19 protein-coding genes are annotated in these 21,667 nt (G+C 58.8%); 12 read left to right on the top strand and 7 right to left on the bottom strand.

Annotated elements, in window-relative coordinates; genetic code table 11:
• Positions 1-146: 146 nt before the first annotated feature.
• Complete coding sequence (acnA, locus tag ACZ25R_RS21790) at positions 147-2,834, bottom strand: aconitate hydratase AcnA (protein WP_472462192.1); 2,688 nt, start codon at positions 2,832-2,834, stop codon at positions 147-149.
• A gap of 300 nt (positions 2,835-3,134) precedes the next feature.
• Between acnA and ccmA the strand changes: the two genes are divergently transcribed.
• The 5 genes from ccmA to ACZ25R_RS21815 all read left to right on the top strand — a co-directional run bounded on the left by ccmA (position 3,135) and on the right by ACZ25R_RS21815 (position 6,033).
• Entirely contained in the window at positions 3,135-3,746 is a 612-nt protein-coding gene (gene ccmA / locus ACZ25R_RS21795) for a heme ABC exporter ATP-binding protein CcmA (RefSeq protein WP_472462193.1), read from the top strand.
• Positions 3,746-4,411 carry a heme exporter protein CcmB gene (gene ccmB / locus ACZ25R_RS21800; RefSeq protein ID WP_346307066.1) on the top strand — a complete coding sequence of 222 codons (666 nt, stop codon included), beginning with the start codon at positions 3,746-3,748 and terminating at the stop codon, positions 4,409-4,411. The genes ccmA and ccmB overlap by 1 nt, the downstream gene beginning before the upstream one ends.
• A gap of 91 nt (positions 4,412-4,502) precedes the next feature.
• Positions 4,503-5,267 carry a heme ABC transporter permease gene (locus ACZ25R_RS21805; protein WP_472462194.1) on the top strand — a complete coding sequence of 255 codons (765 nt, stop codon included), beginning with the start codon at positions 4,503-4,505 and terminating at the stop codon, positions 5,265-5,267.
• A 2-nt stretch (positions 5,268-5,269) separates the two neighbouring features.
• On the top strand, positions 5,270-5,440 hold the full coding sequence (gene ccmD / locus ACZ25R_RS21810) for a heme exporter protein CcmD (RefSeq protein ID WP_472462195.1): 171 nt from the start codon (positions 5,270-5,272) through the stop codon (positions 5,438-5,440).
• Positions 5,437-6,033 (top strand): DsbE family thiol:disulfide interchange protein, encoded by a 597-nt coding sequence (locus ACZ25R_RS21815; RefSeq protein WP_472462196.1) that lies wholly within the window; start codon positions 5,437-5,439, stop codon positions 6,031-6,033. Before ccmD ends, ACZ25R_RS21815 begins: the two co-directional genes overlap by 4 nt.
• A gap of 5 nt (positions 6,034-6,038) precedes the next feature.
• On the opposite strand, the gene ACZ25R_RS21820 is transcribed toward ACZ25R_RS21815, so the two are convergent.
• The 6 genes from ACZ25R_RS21820 to ACZ25R_RS21845 form a co-directional block, all read right to left on the bottom strand.
• Entirely contained in the window at positions 6,039-6,707 is a 669-nt protein-coding gene (locus ACZ25R_RS21820; protein ID WP_472462197.1) for a septation protein A, read from the bottom strand.
• On the bottom strand, positions 6,707-8,158 hold the full coding sequence (gene ftsY / locus ACZ25R_RS21825; RefSeq protein ID WP_472462198.1) for a signal recognition particle-docking protein FtsY: 1,452 nt from the start codon (positions 8,156-8,158) through the stop codon (positions 6,707-6,709). The genes ACZ25R_RS21820 and ftsY overlap by 1 nt, the downstream gene beginning before the upstream one ends.
• A 23-nt stretch (positions 8,159-8,181) precedes the next feature.
• Positions 8,182-9,465 (bottom strand): tRNA (N(6)-L-threonylcarbamoyladenosine(37)-C(2))-methylthiotransferase MtaB, encoded by a 1,284-nt coding sequence (mtaB, locus tag ACZ25R_RS21830; protein ID WP_472462199.1) that lies wholly within the window; start codon positions 9,463-9,465, stop codon positions 8,182-8,184.
• Positions 9,465-10,358, bottom strand: coding sequence for a diaminopimelate epimerase (gene dapF, locus ACZ25R_RS21835; protein ID WP_472462538.1), 894 nt, complete (start codon positions 10,356-10,358; stop codon positions 9,465-9,467). The genes mtaB and dapF overlap by 1 nt, the downstream gene beginning before the upstream one ends.
• 122 nt (positions 10,359-10,480) lie before the next feature.
• Positions 10,481-11,497 carry an NADP-dependent oxidoreductase gene (locus ACZ25R_RS21840; protein WP_472462200.1) on the bottom strand — a complete coding sequence of 339 codons (1,017 nt, stop codon included), beginning with the start codon at positions 11,495-11,497 and terminating at the stop codon, positions 10,481-10,483.
• A 70-nt stretch (positions 11,498-11,567) separates the two neighbouring features.
• On the bottom strand, positions 11,568-12,374 hold the full coding sequence (locus ACZ25R_RS21845) for a siderophore-interacting protein (RefSeq protein ID WP_472462201.1): 807 nt from the start codon (positions 12,372-12,374) through the stop codon (positions 11,568-11,570).
• Positions 12,375-12,710: 336 nt separating this feature from the next.
• On the opposite strand from ACZ25R_RS21845, the gene ACZ25R_RS21850 reads away from it, so the two are divergent.
• From ACZ25R_RS21850 to ACZ25R_RS21880, 7 genes are all read left to right on the top strand, one after another.
• Positions 12,711-13,262: a protease inhibitor Inh/omp19 family protein gene (locus ACZ25R_RS21850; RefSeq protein WP_464663138.1), complete on the top strand. Its 552-nt coding sequence runs from the start codon at positions 12,711-12,713 to the stop codon at positions 13,260-13,262.
• Positions 13,263-13,325: 63 nt separating this feature from the next.
• Entirely contained in the window at positions 13,326-14,507 is a 1,182-nt protein-coding gene (gene zapE, locus ACZ25R_RS21855) for a cell division protein ZapE (protein ID WP_472462202.1), read from the top strand.
• A 292-nt stretch (positions 14,508-14,799) separates the two neighbouring features.
• Complete coding sequence (gene mdh / locus ACZ25R_RS21860; RefSeq protein ID WP_130271272.1) at positions 14,800-15,762, top strand: malate dehydrogenase; 963 nt, start codon at positions 14,800-14,802, stop codon at positions 15,760-15,762.
• A gap of 65 nt (positions 15,763-15,827) precedes the next feature.
• Complete coding sequence (sucC, locus tag ACZ25R_RS21865) at positions 15,828-17,021, top strand: ADP-forming succinate--CoA ligase subunit beta (protein WP_223613895.1); 1,194 nt, start codon at positions 15,828-15,830, stop codon at positions 17,019-17,021.
• A gap of 11 nt (positions 17,022-17,032) precedes the next feature.
• Positions 17,033-17,518, top strand: coding sequence for a DUF1579 family protein (locus tag ACZ25R_RS21870; protein ID WP_472462203.1), 486 nt, complete (start codon positions 17,033-17,035; stop codon positions 17,516-17,518).
• A 12-nt stretch (positions 17,519-17,530) separates the two neighbouring features.
• Positions 17,531-18,445 (top strand): succinate--CoA ligase subunit alpha, encoded by a 915-nt coding sequence (gene sucD, locus ACZ25R_RS21875; protein WP_472462204.1) that lies wholly within the window; start codon positions 17,531-17,533, stop codon positions 18,443-18,445.
• A gap of 182 nt (positions 18,446-18,627) precedes the next feature.
• The gene (locus ACZ25R_RS21880) at positions 18,628-21,630 is read left to right on the top strand and encodes a 2-oxoglutarate dehydrogenase E1 component (protein ID WP_472462205.1); all 3,003 of its coding nucleotides are present in this window, start codon (positions 18,628-18,630) and stop codon (positions 21,628-21,630) included.
• The last annotated feature ends 37 nt before the right edge of the window (positions 21,631-21,667 follow it).

Here is a 21,667-nt window from a genome sequence, read left to right on the forward strand (position 1 = left end):
TTGATAGGGATGCGTTTTATCAAGAGGAAGTCACTTTGAGGTGAATTCGATCACGTTTACAGGCAAAACCATATAATTATTGGCGAAATCGCGAAAAAAAACCGCCGGTTGCCCGGCGGTCTCCGATTTCAGAGCTTTTCGCTGCTTTAAGCGGCGAGATCGCGCAGCACGTACTGCAGGATGCCGCCATTCTTGAGGTATTCCAGCTCATCGATTGTATCGATACGGCAGATCAGCGGTACCTGCTTGACCGTACCGTCGGCGAACGTCACCGTGGCATGGGTTTTCTGGCGCGGCTGGATCGTGGCAAGACCTTCGATGGAAACTGTCTCATCGCCCTTCAGGCCAAGCGACTGCCAGCTCGTGCCCTCTTCCAGCACGAAGGGGACGATGCCCATTCCCACGAGATTCGAACGATGGATGCGCTCGAAGGACTGGGAAATCACAGCGCGAACGCCGAGAAGGTTCGTGCCCTTGGCCGCCCAGTCACGCGATGAACCGTTGCCGTATTCGATACCGGCAAAGATCACCAGCGGGACATTCTCGCTGCGGTACTGCATGGCGGCATCATAGATCGGCATTTCCTCTTTCGAGGGGTAATGGATCGTGTACCCGCCTTCGCGGCCATTTTCGCCAAGCATGTGATTGCGGATGCGGATATTGGCGAAGGTACCGCGCATCATCACTTCATGGTTGCCGCGACGCGTGCCGTACTGGTTGAAGTCCAGGGGTGCCACACCGTGATCGGTCAGGTACTTGCCGGCAGGCGAGGCCGCCTTGATCGACCCGGCCGGAGAGATATGGTCGGTGGTGATCTTGTCGCCGAAGAGACCAAGGATACGTGCACCCTTGATATCGTTGACGATGCCGGGTGTCTTGCCCATGCCGACAAAGTAGGGCGGGTTCTGCACATAGGTCGAATTGTCGTCCCATGCGTAGGTCTGGCCAGCCGGCACCTTGACGTCCTGCCAGTTCTGGTCGCCCTTGAACACATCTGCATATTTGGATGCGAACAGCTTGCGGGTGACGTTCTTGGTGATGAACTCCTGAATCTCGTGCGAAGACGGCCAGATATCCTTGAGGAACACCGGGTTGCCGTTCTGGTCTTCGCCAAGCGGCTCGGTTGTCAGGTCCTTGGTGACCGAACCGGCCAGGGCATAGGCAACAACCAGCGGCGGAGAAGCCAGGTAGTTTGCCTGGACGTCCGGCGAAACGCGGCCTTCGAAGTTGCGGTTGCCGGAAAGCACGGCTGCAGCGATCAGACCCTTGTCATTGATGGTCTTGGAGATCGGTGCAGGCAGCGGGCCGGAATTGCCGATGCAGGTGGTGCAGCCAAAACCGACCAGATTGAAGCCGAGCTTGTCGAGTTCAACCTGCAGACCGGCATTTTCAAGATAGGCGGCAACAACCTGCGAGCCGGGCGCCAGCGACGTCTTCACCCAGGGCTTGGACTTCAAACCCTTGGCAGCGGCGTTGCGGGCGAGAAGGCCGGCGGCAATCAGCACACTCGGGTTCGAGGTGTTGGTGCAGGAGGTGATCGCCGCAATGGCAACATCGCCATGGCCGAGATCATAGTCTTCGCCTTCAACCGGATAACGGGCATCAAGCTGCGTGGTCTTCTTGTATTCCTTCTGCAGCGATTCGTGGAAACCGGAGGCAATGCCCTCGAGGGCGATACGGCCTTCCGGACGCTTCGGGCCCGCCATGGACGGCACCACGGTGCCGAGATCGAGTTCCAGCGTGTCGGTGAAAACAGGATCGGCTGAACCGGGTTCGCGCCACATGCCCTGCGCCTTCGAATAGGCTTCGACCAGTGCCAGACGCTCTTCGTCACGGCCGGACATATGCATGTAGTTGATGGTTTCGCGGTCGATCGGGAAGAAGCCGCAGGTGGCGCCGTATTCCGGACCCATATTGCCGATGGTGGCACGGTCAGCCAGCGTCATGCTCTCGAGGCCGGGGCCGAAGAACTCGACGAACTTGCCGACGACGCCCTTCTTGCGCAGCATCTGAACCACGGTGAGCACGAGATCGGTTGCCGTGACGCCTTCCTTGACCTTGCCGGTCAGGCGGAAGCCGATGACTTCAGGCAAGAGCATGGAAACGGGCTGACCCAGCATGGACGCTTCCGCTTCGATGCCGCCAACGCCCCAGCCCAAAACGCCAAGGCCGTTGACCATGGTCGTGTGCGAATCAGTGCCAACACAGGTATCGGGATAGGCGACGGTGACGCCGTCTTCTTCCTTGGTCCAGACTGCCTGGGCCAGATATTCAAGGTTGACCTGATGGCAGATGCCCGTGCCCGGAGGGACGACGCGGAAATTCTTGAATGCCTGCTGGCCCCACTTCAGGAAGCGGTAACGTTCGCCATTGCGCTCGTATTCGAGATCGACATTGCGCTTGAAAGCCTGCGGATTGCCGAACTCGTCAACAATCACCGAGTGATCGATAACCAGATCAACCGGGACGAGCGGATTGATCTTTTCCGGGTCGCCGCCAAGGTTGACCATGGCATCGCGCATTGCTGCAAGGTCCACGACCGCAGGAACGCCGGTAAAGTCCTGCATGAGAACACGGGCCGGGCGATAGGCGATTTCAGCGCCGGCACTGCCGCGATCGACAAGCCATTTGGCGACGTTTTCGATGTCCTTCTTGAAAACCGAGCGATTGTCTTCAAAGCGAAGCAGGTTTTCGAGGAGGACTTTCATGGAGAAGGGGAGCTTGGAAATGCCTTCCAGGCCGTTTTTCTCAGCTTCGGTCAAGCTGTAATAGACATATTCCTTATCCCCTACGGATAGGGTTTTACGGCATTTGAAACTGTCGATTTGAGACATGTTGCGTCGTCCTTATGCTACTGGCCTCACCCGGGACGAACGCCTTTGCCGCGTTTCAAGGACGCGCTAAGGTGCGGGTGCAGTCATTTCCGCTGTCCGTCCCGCTACAGGTCCGAAAAGGCGCCCGTATTGAAGATCGGCCAAAAATGGTTTCCATGCCGACCGCTGGCATGGTTGACTGCTATATAGAGATTTTCATCGATCTGTGCCAGACCGACATTCGTCAAAATTTGAGACTGCGTCGAAATGCACATGGGTCATTCCGGGCGGCACGTCGGGGTTAACAAGAGCGGGAACTTCATGCGGTTAGTCGCCGAAAATCTGGCAGGGGAGCGGGGCGGGGAGATTTTGTTTTCCGGGTTGAACTTTGCCGTCGCGGGTGGAGAGGCGCTGATGATTACGGGGCCGAACGGGGCCGGGAAATCAACGCTCCTGCGAATCATCGCCGGACTTCTGGACAAAGCCGAAGGCCGTATCCGGCTTGATGCGGCACCAGCCGGTTTCGACGGGCTTGTTTCCGCCTGTCATTATCTCGGTCACCTCAATGCCATGAAACCCGTCCTGAGCGTCGAAGAGAATCTGCGCTTCTGGCAGTCGTTCAGCGGCATCGGGAACCATACGATTGATGAAGCGCTGGACCGCGTGCAGCTCGGCGATATCGGCCATCTGCCGTTCGGCTATCTCTCCACTGGGCAAAAACGGCGTGCCAGTATCGCGCGGCTCCTGATCAGCCATCGCCCGGTCTGGCTTCTGGATGAACCGACGGCGGGCCTCGACAAAGGATCGGAGGATCAGTTTGCCGGCGTCATGCGTGCGCATCTTTCCGGCGGTGGTATCGTCGTCGCCGCAACCCATCAGCCGCTGGGATTGGACGGGGCTCAGGAACTCGTGATGGGAAGGGGCGGTTTCTGATGCTTTCGCTGTTTCTCCGCGACACCCGATTGGGTCTGCGTGCCGGTGGAGGCGTGCTGATCGGGATATTGTTCTTTCTCGCCGTTATCGCCGTCGTGCCGTTCGGCGTCGGGCCGGATTTGAAGCTCCTTGCGCGAATCGGACCCGCGATGCTGTGGATCGGTGCCCTTCTGGCGACGCTGCTGGGACTCGACCGGCTGTTTCAGGCTGACCGCGACGACGGGTCTCTCGATCTGCTGATCATGGCTTCTGACCGGCACATATTGGCATTGACCGTACTGGTGAAATGTCTGGCGCATTGGAGCACATGTGTGCTGCCGCTGGTCATAGCTTCCCCTTTGCTTGGCCTGTTTATGAACATGGAGCCCGCAGCCATCGGCGCGACAACCCTGACCCTGCTCGTCGGCACACCGGCCATCACGCTGATCGGCGCCGTCGGCGCCGCGGTTGCCGTCGCATTGCCGCGCGGCGGCCTGCTCGTGTCGGTGATCATCCTGCCTTTGACCATTCCCGTGCTGATCTTCGGCGTGTCGGCAGCCTACGGGGCGGTGCAAGACCCCGCGCCTTTTGTCGCGCCCTTTCTTATTCTCGTTGCAATTACACTGTTCTTTGCGGTCATTGGACCGCTGGCAGCCGCCGCAGCGTTGAAATCGTCGGCCGATTGACATGCGCCGCGCGCCGCACGATCCTTTCGGGCTTGGGAGGATCATGTGATGGTGAATTGCGAAACAGAGCCCGGGAAGCTAAGAAATCGCCATGACTGAAGCTGTTTCAAAAGCCGGACGCTGGATCGATCTGGCCAACCCAACCCGGTTCATCAACTTTGCCGGGATCGTGCTGCCATGGCTTGTCGGGATCACATTGCTGGTTCTGGCTGCCGGATTGTGGATGTCCTTCCAGGCGCCCGACGATTACCAGCAGGGTTCGACCGTCAAGATCATGTTTATCCATGTGCCTTTCGCATGGCTGTCGATGATGTGCTACACGGTCATGAGCATTTCAGCCATCGGAACGTTGGTCTGGCGTCACCCGCTGGCGGATGTCTCCGCCAAGGCAGCCGCACCCATTGGCGCTGCTTTCACGGCTCTCGCGCTCATTACCGGCTCATTGTGGGGCAAACCCATGTGGGGCACCTGGTGGGTGTGGGACGCACGGCTGACTTCGGTTTTCGTGCTGTTCCTGATGTATCTCGGTATCATTGCGCTGACCCGGGCGATGGACGATCCGGCAAAATCCTCCAAGGCGACCGCTATCCTGACGCTGGTCGGCTTTATCAACATTCCGATCATCAAGTTCTCCGTCGACTGGTGGAACACATTGCATCAGCCCGCATCGGTTATCCGCATGGGAGGACCCACCATTCATCCTTCATTGCTCTGGCCGCTTCTGGTGATGGCCCTCGGCTTCACGCTCCTGTTCTTTACCCTGCACATCATGGCCATGCGCAATGAGATCTGGCGCAGGCGGGTTGTCGCCATGCGCCGTATCGCGGCGCGCAGTGCGGAACGGAGGGTGGTGTAATCATGACCCATACGGCTTTTGTCCTCGCGTCCTACGGCGTGTCCATAGCGGTCCTCGCGGCGCTCGTCGGCTGGATACTGATCGATCAGCGCACGCAGCGCCTCGCGCTGCAGGAGCTGGAAACCCGTGGCGTACGCCGCCGCTCCCAGGCGCGAACGGATAACGCATCGTGAGCGGACCGGATATCAAAGGACAGGCTCCACACCGACGTTTCTCGCTGTTTGCCTTCCTGCCCCTGCTGCTCTTTGTGGTTCTGGCCGGTATCTTTGCCTTCCAGCTCGTGCTCGGGCGGGACGAAAGTGTCATCCCCTCGGCATTGATCGGTAAGCCAGCCCCGAACCTGACCCTTCCGCCTCTGGCAGGATTGACCAAGGGCGGTCTACCGGTTCCGGGTATGGAACCGTCCGCCTTCAAGGGTCAGCTGACACTGGTCAATGTCTTCGGCTCGTGGTGTGTGCCGTGCCGTGCGGAACATCCGCTGCTGATGCAGCTCGCTAAGGACAAGCGGTTTCGCATCGCCGGTCTCAACTACAAGGACAAGGACGAAAACGCGCTGAAATTCCTGGGTGAACTTGGCAATCCGTTCGACATGATCGGTGTTGATGCGAGCGGCCGGGCCGGGATCGAATGGGGCGTCTATGGCGTGCCGGAAACTTTTCTTGTCGGTCGCGACGGCACCATTCTCTACAAGCACGTTGGGCCTTTCAGCGAGGCATCGATCCGCGATGATCTGATGCCTGCTGTCGAAAAGGCGCTGAAGCCTTAGAGCGGCTATTTTTCCTTGCCTTGCGTACCTTTGCCGGCCAAGGGTTCAAGCGAATGTTTCATCACCAGCGGCATTTGCGCGAAGGTGAAAAGCAAGGTGATGGGCATGGTGCCCCAGACCTTGAAAGCAACCCAGAAATCCGTCGAGAAGCTGCGCCAGACCACCTCGTTCAACACGGCCAGGAACAGGAAGAATATGCCCCAGCGCAGGGTGAGTTTGCGCCAGCCTTCGGCATTGAGCTTGAAAGCGCTGTCGAAAACATAGCCGAGAAGCGATTTGCCGAAGTAGAGGCCGCCCAGCAGGATCACCCCGAACAGGGCATTGATGATGGTCGGCTTTATCTTGATGAAATTTTCGTCGTGCAGCCAAAGTGTCAGCGAACCAAACACCAGAACCACGATGCCTGAAACCAGCGGCATGATCGGCAGGCTGCGGATCAATATCCACGACACGGCCAGCGCCAGTACGGTTGCGACCATGAACAGCGCGGTGGCGATGAAAATCGGCCCGCCAATGTTCGCCAGCGCGGGAAAGCGCTCGATCAGCCATTCGCCGCGGGAATTGGCAAAGAAGAAGACCATCAACGGTCCAAGTTCCAGCACCAGCTTCAGAAGGGGTGTAACTTCCTTGCGCTTGGGATCGGATGGATCCCGTTCAAATACGGATTGGTCCATCATGCAACTCCCGCGATGGCTTTGGCAAAATCTTTGGCGGCAAAGGGCTCGAGATCATCGACCTGTTCGCCCACGCCGATGAAATAGACCGGCAATTTGTGCCTGGCTGAAATGGCAACGAGGATGCCGCCGCGTGCCGTGCCGTCGAGCTTGGTCATGACGAGACCGTTGACGCCGGCGATATTCTTGAAAATCTCGACCTGATTGAGGGCATTCTGGCCGGTGGTGGCATCCAGTGTCTGCAGCACGGTATGCGGTGCATCGGGATCGTTCTTGCCGAGCACGCGGACAATCTTGGCAAGCTCGTCCATCAGCTCGGTCCGGTTCTGCAGGCGTCCTGCCGTATCGATGATCAGGACATCGCTTCCGGCCTCCTTTGCCTGTTTCCAGGCATCATAGGCAAGCCCGGCCGCATCGGCACCGAGCTTCGACGAAACCACCGGTGCACCGGTGCGCTTCCCCCAGATATGCAATTGCTCGATCGCCGCAGCGCGGAATGTATCGCCGGCCGCCAGCATGACGCTGAGACCACCCGCTGTGAGTTTGGCCGCGAGCTTGCCGATGGTCGTGGTCTTGCCGGTGCCGTTGACGCCGACAACCAGAATGACATGCGGCTTGTGCGAAAGGTCGAGTTCCAGCGGCTTGGCAACGGGCCCGAGCACCTTTTCGATCTCAGTCGCCATGATGGTGCGGACTTCTTCCGAACTGATATCCTTGCCGTAACGCGTGGCACTCAGGGAACCGGTAATGCGGATGGCTGTTTCCATGCCGAGATCGGCCTGAATCAGCACATCTTCGAGATCCTGCAGTGTGTCTTCGTCGAGCTTGCGACGGGTAAAGATTCCGCCGATGGAATCGCCCAGCTGCTGGGACGAGCGGGCCAGGCCCTTGCGCAGCCGTTCGAACCAGGTAAGGCGTTTCTCCGGCTCGGCGGTAACCTGCTCTTCGGCCTTCTTTTCTTCGACGGTCCTGGTGACTGTTACCTTTGACGAGGCCGGCTTGGGCGCCGCAACCGGCTCCACCGGTGCAGGCATGTCGACAATGGGTTCCGGCACATGCACGGGCGGGGTCAGCGCTTCCGCCAGCGTCTGTTCAAACGGTTCTTCCGCTGCGTTGAACGGAATGGGCAGCTCTTCCTCGACCGGTAAGATAACCGGTTCGGGCTCGGCCAACGCCGTTTCCGGGATAACTGGCGCTATGACCGGTTCGGGTCCGGGCTCGATTGCAACCGGCGCTGGTTCTTCAACGGGCACCGGCTCAACCAGCTCGGCCTCGACAGGTTCCGCCTCAGCTGGAACAGGCAGGGCTTCCTGTGCCGTTGTGTCCTCATAAACCTGTTCGGTGGTCGGTTGAACAGGCGCCTCGAGCGCGGGGACAGGTACTTCGGCCGGAACTTCGTCGACTTCCTTCTTGCCGAATGAAAATATCTTTTTGATAAAACCCAGAGCCATGAATGCTGCTTTGCTCGTTGTGATTACGCTGCGTGCCGGTCGCTGTCTGCGGCCAGCAGCCTGTCGCCGTCATGCCCGCTGATCGGCCGTTCAATGATTTCGCCGGGTGCCCCGCCGTTCAGCCCGACGAGGGTAAACCCTTCGGTGCGGCCAAGCCCCTCGCGTTCGACGAGTATGCGCTGGTTCGTGCCGACAAGACGGTCGAGATGGGAGCGGTAAGCCGCGTTACCCGCCGCCCGCAGCCGGGCAGCGCGGGTTTTGACGATCTGCCGGTTCACCTGCGGCATGCGCGCTGCCGGCGTGCCTTCGCGTGGGCTGAACGGGAAGACATGCAGATGGGTCAGCCCGCATTCCTCGACAATCCCGATGGAGTTTTCAAACATCTCATCGGTCTCGGTGGGGAAACCGGCAATGATATCGGCACCGAACACGATATCGGGGCGGATCTTGCGGACGTTTTCGCAGAACTCGATGGAGTTCTCGCGCAGATGGCGGCGTTTCATCCGCTTCAGGATCATGTTGTCGCCCGACTGCAGCGACAGATGCAGGTGCGGCATCAGCCGGCTTTCCGTCGCCAGTGCCTCCATCAGATCATCATCCGCTTCGATGGAATCAATAGAGGAGAGGCGCAGACGCTTCAGATCGGGCACTTGGCCGAGAACGGTCTTGACGAGCTTGCCGAGGCGCAAGGAGCCCGGCAGATCGGGTCCATAGCTGGTCATGTCGACGCCGGTGAGGACCACTTCGTTATAGCCGTTGCCAACGAGCCGTTTGACCTGTTCGATCACGCCGCCCATCGGTACGGAGCGGGAATTGCCGCGGCCATAGGGGATAATGCAGAACGTGCAGCGATGATCGCAGCCGTTCTGCACCTGTACAAAGGCCCGTGCCCGGCCCTCGATGGCATCGACCATGTGGGATGCGGTTTCACGCACCTCCATGATGTCGTTGACGCGCACCTTCTCGAACTGGTTCACACCGAAATCGGGCAGCATGCGGTACGAATTGGATTTCAGTTTTTCCTCGTTGCCGAGAACGAGATCAACCTCATCCATGGCGGCAAATTCGTCAGCTCCAGTCTGGGCAGCGCAGCCGGTGACAATGATGCGGGCCTGCGGATTGTCGCGGCGTGCCTTGCGGATTGCCTGCCGCGCCTGCCGCACGGCTTCGCTGGTTACGGCGCAGGTGTTGAAGATGATCGCACCATTTTCCAGCGCACCAAGCCCGGCAGCGTCGGCCTCACGCTTCATCACCTCGGATTCGTAGGTGTTGAGGCGGCAGCCAAACGTGACGACATCCACAGTCATCAGGCGGCTCCCTGCGATGGCGTTGTCTCGTCCCGCTGCCATTGACCACTCTGCGGATCAAACGAGCCGGAAAATTCCCATTCGGCGGGTCCGGTCATCATGACATGATCATTGTCCAGCCATTCAATCACCAGCGGACCACCGGGAACGGTCACCGTCACGGTTCGTTCCGTGCGGCCCGTGCGGGCACCGGACACGGCAGCTGCGCAGGCGGCCGAACCGCAGGCCCGGGTCAGCCCGGCGCCGCGCTCCCAGGTGCGCAGGGTCATGGCATTGCGGCTGGTCACGTGCGCAATCGAGATATTGGCGCGTTCTGGGAAAATCGGGTGATTTTCAAGCAGCGGGCCAAAGCGCTCGAGATCATAGGTCCAGACATCCTGCTCGACCCAGAAGATCGCGTGTGGGTTGCCCATGCTCGCGACGGAGGGGGAGTGCAGGACAGGCGCATCAATCGGTCCGATCTGCAACTCGATCTGGCGTGTGTCGTGGAAGGCTTCAGCCAGCGGGATTTCCTGCCAGCCGAAACGCGGCTTGCCCATATCGACGGTAATCATGCCGTCGGCATGTTCATGGGCGGTCAATATTCCGGCGATGGTTTCGAAGGTGAATTCCCGTTTGCCGGTTTCGGCGGCAAGAGCCTGCACAACACAGCGCATGCCATTGCCGCAGGCCTGTGCCTGGGTGCCATCGGAGTTGATGATCTCGATATAGGCTTCCGTACCTTGGGTGCGCGGCGCATGGATTGCCATGATCTGATCAAACTTGGTGGCTGGATCGCCATTGAGCGCAATGGCCGCCCCCGGCGCAACATGATCCGCACGGCCGCGCATGTCGGCAACGATTATCTCGTTGCCAAGCCCGTTCATCTTTGCAAATTGCGCGCGCACTGCCATGCTTCTGTCAGCCTGTATAGCCATTCCGATGTCGATAGAGGGCTTATATGGCGGAAAAGGTGAAGAATTGCCAGTGCCAGCCGTATCAAAGCTGTGTCACCGGCATTCAATCCTGTCCGGCGTCAGGCGACCCGGATCACCAGCTTGCCGAAATTATGCCCTTTCAGCAGCCCCATGAAAGCTTCCGGGGCGTTGGCGAGCCCATCGACAATGTCCTCGCGGTACTTGACTTCGCCGCTGCGCAACCAGCCGCTCATGGTTTCAAGGAAGACCGGACGCTGATCAATGAATTCACGCTGGATGAAGCCGCGCACGGTCAGGCTCTTCTTCAGAATGTCGCGCATGAGCGCCGGCAGGCGATCCTTGCCGGAAAGATCGAGACCGTCATATTGCGCGATCAGGCCGCAGACCGGCACGCGCGCGAAGGTGTTGAGCAGCGGGAAAACCACGTCCCAGACCGCACCGCCGACATTTTCAAAATAAACGTCGATACCAGACGGGCAGGCCTGTTGCAGCTGTTCGGCAAAATCGGGTGCGCGGTGGTCAATCGCGACATCGAACCCCAGTTCGTTGCGTACGAATGCACATTTGTCTGCGCCGCCTGCAATGCCGACCGCCCGCGCCCCCTTGATTCGGGCGATTTGGCCGACCGTCGATCCCACCGGCCCACTGGCCGCGGCGGCGACGACGGTTTCCCCTGGCTTGGGCTGGCCGATGGTCAGGAGTCCCGCATAGGCGGTAAAACCCGGCATGCCGAGAATGCCGACAGCCGTTGACAGCGGCGCGGCATCCGGATCGAGCTTGCGCAGACCGGCACCATCGGAGAGGGCATAGCTCTGCCAGCCGGAATGGGAAAGAACGATATCGCCAGGTTTGTAACCGGGATGTTTGCTCTCGATCACCTCCGCAACGGTTCCGCCTTCCATGACCCCGTCAACGGCAACCGGGGCGGCATAGGACACAGCATCGTCCATGCGGCCACGCATATAGGGATCGAGAGACAGAAACAGAATCTTGAGCAGGATCTCGCCGTCGCCAGGCGTGGGAACCGGTGCGGCTTCGATGCGGAAATTGCTCGGTTTTACCGGTCCTTGCGGCCTGGATGCGAGGACGATGCGCGTGTTTTGCGGCTGAGACATGTTGTTGATCCTTATGGGGAGGGCGTAAACCCTACCCCAGCGCCGTCAGCCCGGCAACGCAAAGATGATGTCAATGGGGCTCGTGCGCGTCCGCCACGCCGCGCAACCAGTAACCGGCCGCTTTCACCCATTCGCCGTTGAAGCCGCGCTGCTCGACCAGATGGGTTCGGATGGATTTGGAAATGCTGCTTTCGCAGGCGATGAAAGCGTAGCAATCACCCTCGGGCAAGGTCAGGCTTTCAATCGTTCGCAGCAACAGGTCATTGTTGCCGGCTTCCGCACCGTTCCGGTGAACCCAGACAATCCCGGCCTTGGCGCTGGTCTTGATTTCCTGTTCTTCGGCTTTGTCCTCAACCTCGATCACCGCGACGACGCGGGCTGTGGCCGGCAGTTCTTCGAGGCGGCGCCCTATGGCGGGGAGGGCCGTTTCATCGCCAGCCAGAAAATACCAGTCATAGGCATCGGGAATGATCATCGAGCCGCGTGGTCCGCCAATGACAATCTGCTGACCGGGCTTAGCCTGTGCTGCCCATGTGGATGCAGGGCCATCGCCATGCAGCACGAAATCGACATCAAGGGTTTTGGACGCTGCATGATAGTTGCGCGGTGTGTAGTCCCGCATGTCCGGACGCGGCGTGTCTTCCGGAAAACTGATCCCATCGGGGCCGAGAACGGGAACAATCGGCCCGCTTCCGGCAGGCGGAAAGAAAATCTTGATGTGATCGCCATAACCGGCGCTGACAAAACCTTCCAGCTGGTCGCCGGCAAGGGTGACGCGCACCATGCGCGGTGTCAGATGTTTGACGTCCTGCACATCGAGGAGGCGCAGGCGGGTTTCGTGGCGAATTCGTTGAGGTGTTTTATTTATGAGTGTCATGCTCAAGAAATATCCTTGCCGTTGACGGACTTCAATGGGGCGCCTCACACATTTCCGTCATTACCGCATATCGCCATCATAAGACTTTATTCACCTTAAAATGGTTGACTTGCGCAAGGTTATGGCTTCCAGCCAAACGGGAACGGCTCTGGATAGTGTGGCGATATTGCCAGTTCAGGGAGTTTTCGATGCTTCTGCCGCGGCGGCAGGCCGGAAACAGGCTTGTTTTGCCGCCTGGCGGGTTGAAATTTCGCCGCGATATCCTTTGTATCGTGGGTAACAATGCCAAGTCGAATCGCATTTTTTCTGTTGGATGCGTAGATGGAGAGTAAGACTATGGGGACTTTGAACGTCAATTTGCTGGCCGTTGCCGCTGTCGGCATGGTTCTGGCAGGCTGCCAGAGTACGCGCTTTGACAATGATGGTATGGACCGCGTTACGCCCCGGCCTGCGCCCTTGCAGTCTGCGCCGTCCGGATCCGTGACCCAGAGCCAATTGCCGCCACCCGGCGGAGCCAATCAGTTTCCGACCGCACCAACCACCGGTAGCGGTGCTGCGCCTACTGGCCAAGGCACGCAGGTCGCGTCGCTTCCGCCGGCAAACGCTCCTGACGTCACCGCCGGCAGTGTTGCCGGTGTCTGGAACGCCTCACTGGCCGGTCAGTCCTGCAAGATCGCTACACCGCAGACCAAGTTCGGTCAGGGTTATCGTGCCGGTCCATTGCGTTGCCCGGGGGAACTGGCAAATCTTTCGTCCTGGGCCGTGAGTGGCAAGCAGCTCACCCTGTACGATGCAGCAGGCGGCACGGTTGCCCGGCTTTACTCCTCAGGGTCTTCGCGCTTTGATGGCCAGACCTCCGGCGGGCAGAATCTGAGCCTGTCACGTTAAGCCTGAAAGGGGAGTGTGCAGCGCTAATTCAGCTGCTGCACACATCCGGAGACTGCAATCCGCATGTCGCACGATAATCTGAAAGTGTTTCCCTCCGTGCGCGAGCGTTACGATTCGCTGGTGCAGGCGGGGGATATTGCTGTCGATCCGGCACAGGAGCATCTGGCGGATCGTTTCGACCGGCTGATACGCGAGCTTGCGACAAAACGGCTTGCCACCAAGTCCAGTGCGCTGGGCTGGTTGTTCAGCCGCCGCTCGCCGCGGCATGAAGTGATCAAAGGTCTCTATATCTTTGGCGAGGTCGGGCGCGGCAAGACCATGCTGATGGACATGTTTCATCAGCTTGTCCCGGCCAAGCGCAAGCGCCGGGCACATTTTCTCGATTTCATGGCCGATGTGCACGAGCGCATCAATGCGCATCGCAAAGCGCACAAGAACGGTGAGACGAAGCAGGACGATCCGATCCCGCCCGTTGCCGATGCCCTGGCGGAGCAGGCTTGGGTTTTGTGTTTCGATGAGTTTACTGTCACAGATATCGCCGATGCGATGATCCTGTCGCGCTTGTTCAGGGCGCTGTTCGAGCGCGGTGTCGTGCTCATTGCCACATCCAACGTGGAACCGGACAATCTCTATCGGGATGGTCTCAACCGCCAGCTGTTCCTGCCGTTTATCGACCTGCTCAAGACCCATGTCGATGTGGTCAATCTGGATGCCCGTACGGATTACCGGCTGGAAAAGCTCAACCGCATGCCGGTTTACCTCTCGCCTTTGTCCGACGATACAAAGCAGAAAATGGATGAAGCCTGGCATACGGCAACCGAAGGTGCTGCCGTTTCAGAAGACCATTTCAAAGTCAAAGGCCACAATGTGGTGGTGCCGCGGGCGGCGCGGCATGTCGCGCGTTTCGGCTTTGCCGATCTCTGCTCGAAGCCTTTGGGTGCGCTGGACTATGCGGCCATCATTTCGCGCTACCAGACCATCTTCATCGATGATGTGCCGATTCTCGATTATGCCAGACGCAACGAGGCCAAGCGCTTCATTATCCTGATCGATATTTTGTACGATCACCATGTGCATGTGGTGATTTCCGCGGCAGCATCACCGGACAAGCTTTATGAAGCCAAGCGGGGTACCGAAGCTTTTGAATTTGACCGCACCGCATCCCGGCTTTTTGAAATGCAGAGCGAGGAGTACCTGGCTGAAGCAGCGCAGGCGCAGGAAATGCCGATATCCTCGGAAGCCTGAATGGCTATCAAATGACTGTGATACGGGTCGCCCTCATTTCATCATTTTGATATGTTGCCTATGTTAGATAATGCCAGAAAAACCTTTCCCAAGCTAAATTCAATTGACGTTTACGTAAATCCCATCAAATCTAAACGATTGAATTTATTGAGGGGAAAATTTTTGGTTGAGTTATTTTTGAAAGAGGAATATTCGAACGTCCCAACGCAAAGGCGCATGATCGCGGGCTCTGCCCGACGTCGTCGATGTCCTTTGGCGTCCGTCCAGACTTCAGATCAGGGAAGTAACCAGCATGGCACGTAACAAAATCGCCCTCATCGGTTCAGGCATGATCGGTGGCACATTGGCACATTTGATCGGGCTCAAGGAGCTCGGTGACATCGTGCTCTTCGACATCGCAGAAGGCATTCCTCAGGGCAAAGGGCTCGATATTGCCCAGTCGTCACCGGTTGACGATTTTGACGCCAAGCTCGTCGGCGCCAATGATTATTCGGCGATCGAGGGTTCGGATGTGGTCATCGTGACCGCCGGCGTACCGCGCAAGCCCGGCATGAGCCGTGACGATCTGCTCGGCATCAACCTCAAGGTCATGGAACAGGTTGGCGCGGGTATCAAGAAGTATGCGCCCAACGCCTTCGTCATCTGCATCACCAACCCGCTCGACGCGATGGTCTGGGCATTGCAGAAATTCTCCGGCCTGCCGAAGAACATGGTCGTCGGCATGGCCGGCGTTCTCGACAGCGCCCGCTTCCGCTATTTCCTTGCTGATGAATTCAAGGTTTCGGTGGAAGATGTCACCGCCTTCGTTCTCGGCGGCCATGGCGATTCGATGGTGCCGCTTGCCCGTTACTCGACCGTTGCCGGCATTCCGCTGCCGGACCTCGTCAAGATGGGCTGGACCAGCCAGGAAAAGCTCGACCAGATCATTCAGCGCACCCGTGACGGCGGCGCGGAGATCGTTGGCCTGCTGAAGACCGGTTCGGCCTTCTATGCCCCGGCTTCTTCGGCGATCCAGATGGCTGAAGCCTTCCTCAAGGACAAGAAGCGCGTCCTGCCTGTCGCAGCGCACCTCTCCGGCCAGTACGGCGTCAAGGACATGTATGTCGGCGTACCCGTCATCATCGGTGCCGGCGGCGTCGAACGCATCATCGAAATCGATCTCAACAAGACCGAAGAAAAGGCGTTCGAAAACTCGGTGGCCTCTGTCGCCGGTCTTTGCGAAGCCTGCATCGCCATCGCGCCGAACCTCAAGTAATTCGGCCTGAACGTTCTGAAACGATCCCGTGCACGCACCGGATTTTTCGTAGAGGAAGTTAACTGATGAATATTCACGAATATCAGGCCAAGCGCCTGCTCCACTCCTTCGGTGCGCCGATTGCCAATGGCGTTGCCGTCTATTCCGTCGAGCAGGCGGAAGAGTGGGCGAAGACGCTGCCCGGTCCGCTTTATGTGGTGAAAAGCCAGATTCATGCGGGCGGCCGCGGCAAGGGCAAGTTCAAGGAACTCGGTCCAGATGCGAAGGGCGGCGTCCGCCTTTCCAGGTCGGTCGAAGAAGTTGTTGCCAATGCCAAGGAAATGCTCGGCAACACGCTCGTTACCAAGCAGACCGGCCCGGCCGGCAAGCAGGTCAACCGCCTCTACATCGAAGACGGTGCGGACATTGATCGCGAGCTCTATCTGTCGATCCTCGTTGACCGCACGGTTGGCCGTCCGGCTTTCGTGGTATCCACGGAAGGCGGCATGGACATCGAAGCTGTCGCGCACGACACACCGGAAAAGATCATCACCGTGGCGATCGATCCCGAAAAGGGCGTGACTGCAGATGATGTAAAGAAGATCAACGATGCTTACGGCCTGACCGGCGAAGCCCGGACCGACGGTGAATCGCTGTTCCCGATCCTGTACAAGGCTTTCACCGAGAAGGACATGAGCCTGCTCGAGGTCAACCCGCTGATCGTCATGACCAATGGCCGCCTGCGCGTTCTCGACGCCAAGGTTTCCTTCGATGGCAATGCGCTGTTCCGTCATCCTGATGTGGTCGAGCTGCGTGACACCACGGAAGAGGACGCCAAGGAAATCGAGGCTTCCAAGTATGATCTTGCCTATGTTGCTCTCGACGGCAACATCGGCTGCATGGTCAATGGTGCCGGTCTTGCCATGGCAACGATGGACATCATCAAGCTGTATGGTGCAGAGCCTGCGAACTTCCTCGACGTTGGCGGCGGCGCCAGCAAGGAGAAGGTGACGGCTGCATTCAAGATCATCACGGCCGATCCGGCGGTTGAAGGCATCCTGATCAACATTTTCGGCGGCATCATGAAATGCGATGTGATTGCCGAGGGTGTGATTGCTGCGGTCAAGGAAGTGGGCTTGAAGGTTCCGCTGGTTGTCCGTCTTGAAGGCACCAATGCCGAGCTCGGCAAGAAGATCATCAATGAAAGCGGCCTCAATGTCGTTTCCGCCGATGATCTCGATGACGCCGCTCAGAAGATCGTCAAGGCAGTCAAGGGCTAAAGAGCACGCCGATGACAACCCCATCGCCCCTTCGACCGGAGCATCAGCGCCTTCAGGCCCTTCTGGGTTCGTTTGAAGGCGAAGAGCAGGTTTCGGCGACGCCCTGGACACGTGCCGGGGCGGCCAAGGGATATCTTTCCGCCGAGAGCGATCTCGGCGGATTGTTTCTGAACCAGACCTATCGTCAGGTTCGCGATGGCCAGACGACATTCGAAGCCCGGAACATTTTCGGCTTCGATGTCAATGACGGCACCTACAAGCTGTATCAGTTCGATACCGTCGGCTTTGTCCCGCCCGCTCCGGCGACAGGGATGTGGTCCGGCGACGAACTGGTTCTGGAAAAGTCGTCACCGCGCGGCAGGGCTCGCAGCCGCTATCAATTCGAAGATCAAGACCGGTTCCGGTTGCGTGTGGAATTTGCACCGGCCGGAAGCGACATCTGGCAGGACGTTGTCAGCGGTGTTTACCGCCGCACCGTGCCTGTCGATCACCAATAGAAAAGGTCTCGTATGTCCATTCTCGTCAACAAAGACACCAAGGTTCTCGTGCAGGGCCTGACCGGCAAGACCGGAACATTCCACACCGAACAGGCTCTGGCCTATTACGGTACCCAGATGGTTGGTGGTATCCACCCGAAAAAGGGCGGCGAGACCTGGGAAGGCAAGTTGCCGACCGGTGCCGGTGCCCAGCTGCCGATCTTTGCCTCGGTTGCCGAAGGCAAGGATCGCACCGGTGCCAACGCTTCGGTCATCTATGTGCCGCCGGCAGGTGCTGCCGAAGCCATCATCGAAGCGGTCGATGCGGAAATCCCGCTGATCATCTGCATCACCGAAGGCATTCCGGTCATCGACATGGTTCGCGTCAAGGCCCGCCTCGAGCGTTCCGCCTCACGCCTGATCGGCCCGAACTGCCCTGGTGTCCTTACCCCAGAAGAATGCAAGATCGGCATCATGCCGGGCAATATCTTTCAGAAGGGTTCGGTGGGTGTTGTATCCCGCTCCGGCACACTTACTTATGAGGCAGTGTTCCAGACAACGAATGAAGGCCTTGGCCAGACAACCGCAGTCGGTATCGGCGGCGATCCTGTAAAGGGCACCGAGTTCATCGACATCCTGGAAATGTTCCTGGCTGACGAAGCCACCAAGTCGATCATCATGATCGGCGAAATCGGCGGCTCGGCCGAGGAAGATGCAGCCCAGTTCATCGCGGATGAAGCCAAGCGCGGCCGCAAGAAGCCGATGGCAGGTTTCATTGCCGGACGTACGGCTCCTCCCGGACGCACCATGGGCCATGCCGGCGCGGTTATCTCTGGCGGCAAGGGCGGCGCGGAAGACAAGATCGCCGCCATGGAAGCAGCTGGCATCCGTGTGTCGCCATCACCGGCGCAGCTCGGCAAGACATTGGTTGAAGTCCTCAAGGGCTAAAACCCAAGCGGGCGGATTTCCGCCTGTGGCAAAGACCAAGACAGATCGGGGCGGCTGTTCGCCCTGATCAATTCAGGGGGATTTCCCGGCAAGGGCCGGAAACCTCAACCCAGAGTGTTCCGGGGCACGATGTCCTGGACGCTCTCATCAAGGGAGACGGAGCGGGTGCTCCGGTCACACACATGGCACGTCAAGAACAGGCCAACGACATTTTCGCGCTCACGTCATTTCTCTATGGTGGCAATGCTCACTATATCGAGGAACTGCATGCGCAGTATGAGCAGGACCCGGGTTCGGTTGGTCCCGAGTGGCAGGAATTCTTTGCCAATCTCAACGACAGCAAGGCCGATGTAATCAAGAACGCGCAGGGCGCGTCCTGGGAGAAGCCGAACTGGCCGATTGCCGGCAACGGTGAACTGGTTTCGGCGCTCGACGGCAACTGGGGTGAGGTCGAAAAGCACATCACCGACAAGCTGAAGGCAAAGTCGGCCAACGGCGCGGCTGCACCTGTTGCAAAGACTGCTTCCGATGCGGACATCATTCACGCCGCCCGCGACTCGGTGCGCGCCATCATGATGATCCGCGCCTACCGCATGCGCGGCCACCTGCATGCCAAGCTTGATCCGCTGGGCCTGGCCGAGGTCAAGGAAGATTACAACGAGCTGTCGCCCGAGAGCTACGGTTTCTCGCCCGCCGACTATGACCGCAAGATCTTCATCGACAATGTGCTGGGTCTCGAATATGCGACGATCCCGCAGATGCTCGACATCCTGCAGCGTACCTATTGCTCGACCATCGGTGTCGAGTTCATGCACATTTCCGATCCCGTGGAAAAGTCATGGATTCAGGAACGCATCGAAGGCCCGGACAAGGGTGTCGCATTCACGCCCGAAGGCAAGAAGGCCATCCTTTCCAAGCTGGTCGAGGCCGAAGGTTTCGAACAGTTCATCGACGTCAAGTACAAGGGCACGAAGCGTTTCGGCCTTGATGGCGGCGAATCGCTGATTCCGGCCCTCGAACAGATCGTCAAGCGTGGCGGATCGATGGGCCTCAAGGAAATCGTCCTCGGCATGGCGCATCGTGGCCGCCTGAACGTGCTCAGCCAGTTCATGGCCAAGCCGCACCGCGCCATTTTCCATGAATTCAAGGGCGGCTCCTATACGCCTGACGACGTCGAAGGTTCGGGCGACGTGAAGTACCATCTGGGCGCTTCGTCGGACCGCGAATTCGATGGCAACAAGGTGCATCTGTCGCTGACCGCAAATCCCTCGCACCTCGAAATCGTCAACCCGGTTGTCATGGGCAAGGCGCGTGCCAAGCAGGATCTCCTTGCCGGTCGCGAACGTGATGACATGGTGCCTTTGTCCGAGCGCGCCAAGATCATGCCGCTGCTGCTGCATGGCGATGCTGCCTTTGCCGGCCAGGGTGTGGTTGCCGAATGTCTTGGCCTTTCCGGCCTGCGCGGGCACCGCGTTGCCGGTACGGTGCATTTCATCATCAACAACCAGATCGGCTTCACCACCAATCCGCGCCTGTCGCGTTCCTCGCCCTATCCGTCCGATGTGGCGAAGATGATCGAGGCGCCGATTTTCCACGTGAATGGCGATGACCCGGAAGCCGTGGTCTACGTGGCAAAGATTGCCACGGAGTATCGCATGACGTTCCACAAGCCCGTGGTCATCGACATGTTCTGCTACCGCCGCTTCGGCCACAATGAGGGCGACGAGCCTGCGTTCACGCAGCCGCTGATGTACAAGACGATCCGCGGTCAGAAGACCACCGTACAGCTCTATTCGCAGAAGCTGATCGATGAAGGTCTGGTCAATCCGGCGGAAGTCGATGCCATGCGTTCCGCCTGGCGCGAAAAACTCGAACAGGAATTCGAAGCCGGACAACACTACAAGCCCAACAAGGCCGACTGGCTGGATGGCGCCTGGAGCGGTTTGCGTACGGCCGACAATGCCGACGAGCAGCGCCGCGGCAAGACCGGGCTCCCGTTGAAGACAGTCAAGGAAATCGGCAAGAAATTGTCCGAGGTTCCCGGCGGTTTCAATGTGCACCGGACGATCCAGCGTTTCCAGGACAACCGCGCCAAGATGATCGAGTCGGGCGAAGGGTTCGACTGGGCAATGGCCGAGGCTCTTGCCTTTGGTTCGCTGGTCATCGAAGGCCACCCGATCCGTCTTTCCGGCCAGGATGTGGAACGCGGTACGTTCAGCCAGCGTCATTCGGTTCTCTATGATCAGGAAACCGAGCAGCGCTACATCCCGCTCAACAACTTGCAGAAGGGTCAGGCCATCTACGAAGTCATCAACTCGATGCTTTCGGAAGAAGCCGTGCTTGGTTTCGAATACGGCTATTCGCTGTCCGATCCGCGCGCGCTGACCCTGTGGGAAGCCCAGTTCGGCGATTTCGCCAACGGCGCCCAGGTGGTGTTCGATCAGTTCATCTCCTCGGGTGAGCGCAAGTGGCTGCGCATGTCCGGTCTCGTCTGCTTGCTGCCGCATGGCTACGAAGGCCAAGGTCCGGAACATTCATCGGCCCGCCTCGAGCGTTATCTGCAGCTCTGTGCGGAAGACAATATGCAGGTGGCGAACTGCACCACGCCTGCCAATTACTTCCACATCCTGCGCCGCCAGATGAAGCGTGACTTCCGCAAGCCGCTGATCCTGATGACGCCGAAGTCGCTGCTGCGCCACAAGCGTGCCGTGTCTTCCATCAGCGATTTCACCGGCGATTCTTCGTTCCACCGTCTGCTGTGGGACGATGCGCAGCTGCTGAAAGATCAGCCGATCAAGCTGCAGAAGGACTCCAAGATCCGCCGTGTCGTGCTCTGCTCGGGCAAGGTCTACTACGACCTCTACGAAGAGCGCGAAAAGCGCGGCATCGATGATGTCTATCTGCTGCGCGTGGAACAGCTGTATCCGTTCCCGGCCAAGGCGCTGATCACGGAACTGTCGCGTTTCCGCAATGCGGAGATGGTCTGGTGTCAGGAAGAACCCAAGAACATGGGTGCCTGGGCCTTCATCGACCCCTATCTGGAATGGGTTCTGGCGCATATCGATGCCAAGCATCAGCGTGTCCGCTATACCGGACGTCCTGCCGCTGCATCGCCTGCAACGGGCCTCATGTCCAAACACCTTGCACAGCTCGAAGCATTCCTTGAAGATGCCCTCGGCGCCTAAACCACAACAAACAGAAGTCATCTGAAGATCAACGGAA

This window comes from Phyllobacterium sp. RCAM01083 (genome assembly GCF_055685835.1).

Excerpts from the sequence above, each read along its gene's own strand:
- acnA (WP_472462192.1), bottom strand. The coding sequence starts at position 2,834 with ATGTCTCAAATCGACAGTTTCAAATGCCGTAAAACCCTATCCGTAGGG.
- ccmA (WP_472462193.1), top strand. The coding sequence starts at position 3,135 with ATGCGGTTAGTCGCCGAAAATCTGGCAGGGGAGCGGGGCGGGGAGATT.
- ccmB (WP_346307066.1), top strand. The coding sequence starts at position 3,746 with ATGCTTTCGCTGTTTCTCCGCGACACCCGATTGGGTCTGCGTGCCGGT.
- ACZ25R_RS21805 (WP_472462194.1), top strand. The coding sequence starts at position 4,503 with ATGACTGAAGCTGTTTCAAAAGCCGGACGCTGGATCGATCTGGCCAAC.
- ccmD (WP_472462195.1), top strand. The coding sequence starts at position 5,270 with ATGACCCATACGGCTTTTGTCCTCGCGTCCTACGGCGTGTCCATAGCG.
- ACZ25R_RS21820 (WP_472462197.1), bottom strand. The coding sequence starts at position 6,707 with ATGGACCAATCCGTATTTGAACGGGATCCATCCGATCCCAAGCGCAAG.
- ftsY (WP_472462198.1), bottom strand. The coding sequence starts at position 8,158 with ATGGCTCTGGGTTTTATCAAAAAGATATTTTCATTCGGCAAGAAGGAA.
- mtaB (WP_472462199.1), bottom strand. The coding sequence starts at position 9,465 with ATGACTGTGGATGTCGTCACGTTTGGCTGCCGCCTCAACACCTACGAA.
- dapF (WP_472462538.1), bottom strand. The coding sequence starts at position 10,358 with ATGGCAGTGCGCGCGCAATTTGCAAAGATGAACGGGCTTGGCAACGAG.
- ACZ25R_RS21840 (WP_472462200.1), bottom strand. The coding sequence starts at position 11,497 with ATGTCTCAGCCGCAAAACACGCGCATCGTCCTCGCATCCAGGCCGCAA.
- ACZ25R_RS21845 (WP_472462201.1), bottom strand. The coding sequence starts at position 12,374 with ATGACACTCATAAATAAAACACCTCAACGAATTCGCCACGAAACCCGC.
- ACZ25R_RS21850 (WP_464663138.1), top strand. The coding sequence starts at position 12,711 with ATGGGGACTTTGAACGTCAATTTGCTGGCCGTTGCCGCTGTCGGCATG.
- zapE (WP_472462202.1), top strand. The coding sequence starts at position 13,326 with ATGTCGCACGATAATCTGAAAGTGTTTCCCTCCGTGCGCGAGCGTTAC.
- mdh (WP_130271272.1), top strand. The coding sequence starts at position 14,800 with ATGGCACGTAACAAAATCGCCCTCATCGGTTCAGGCATGATCGGTGGC.
- sucC (WP_223613895.1), top strand. The coding sequence starts at position 15,828 with ATGAATATTCACGAATATCAGGCCAAGCGCCTGCTCCACTCCTTCGGT.
- ACZ25R_RS21870 (WP_472462203.1), top strand. The coding sequence starts at position 17,033 with ATGACAACCCCATCGCCCCTTCGACCGGAGCATCAGCGCCTTCAGGCC.
- sucD (WP_472462204.1), top strand. The coding sequence starts at position 17,531 with ATGTCCATTCTCGTCAACAAAGACACCAAGGTTCTCGTGCAGGGCCTG.
- ACZ25R_RS21880 (WP_472462205.1), top strand. The coding sequence starts at position 18,628 with ATGGCACGTCAAGAACAGGCCAACGACATTTTCGCGCTCACGTCATTT.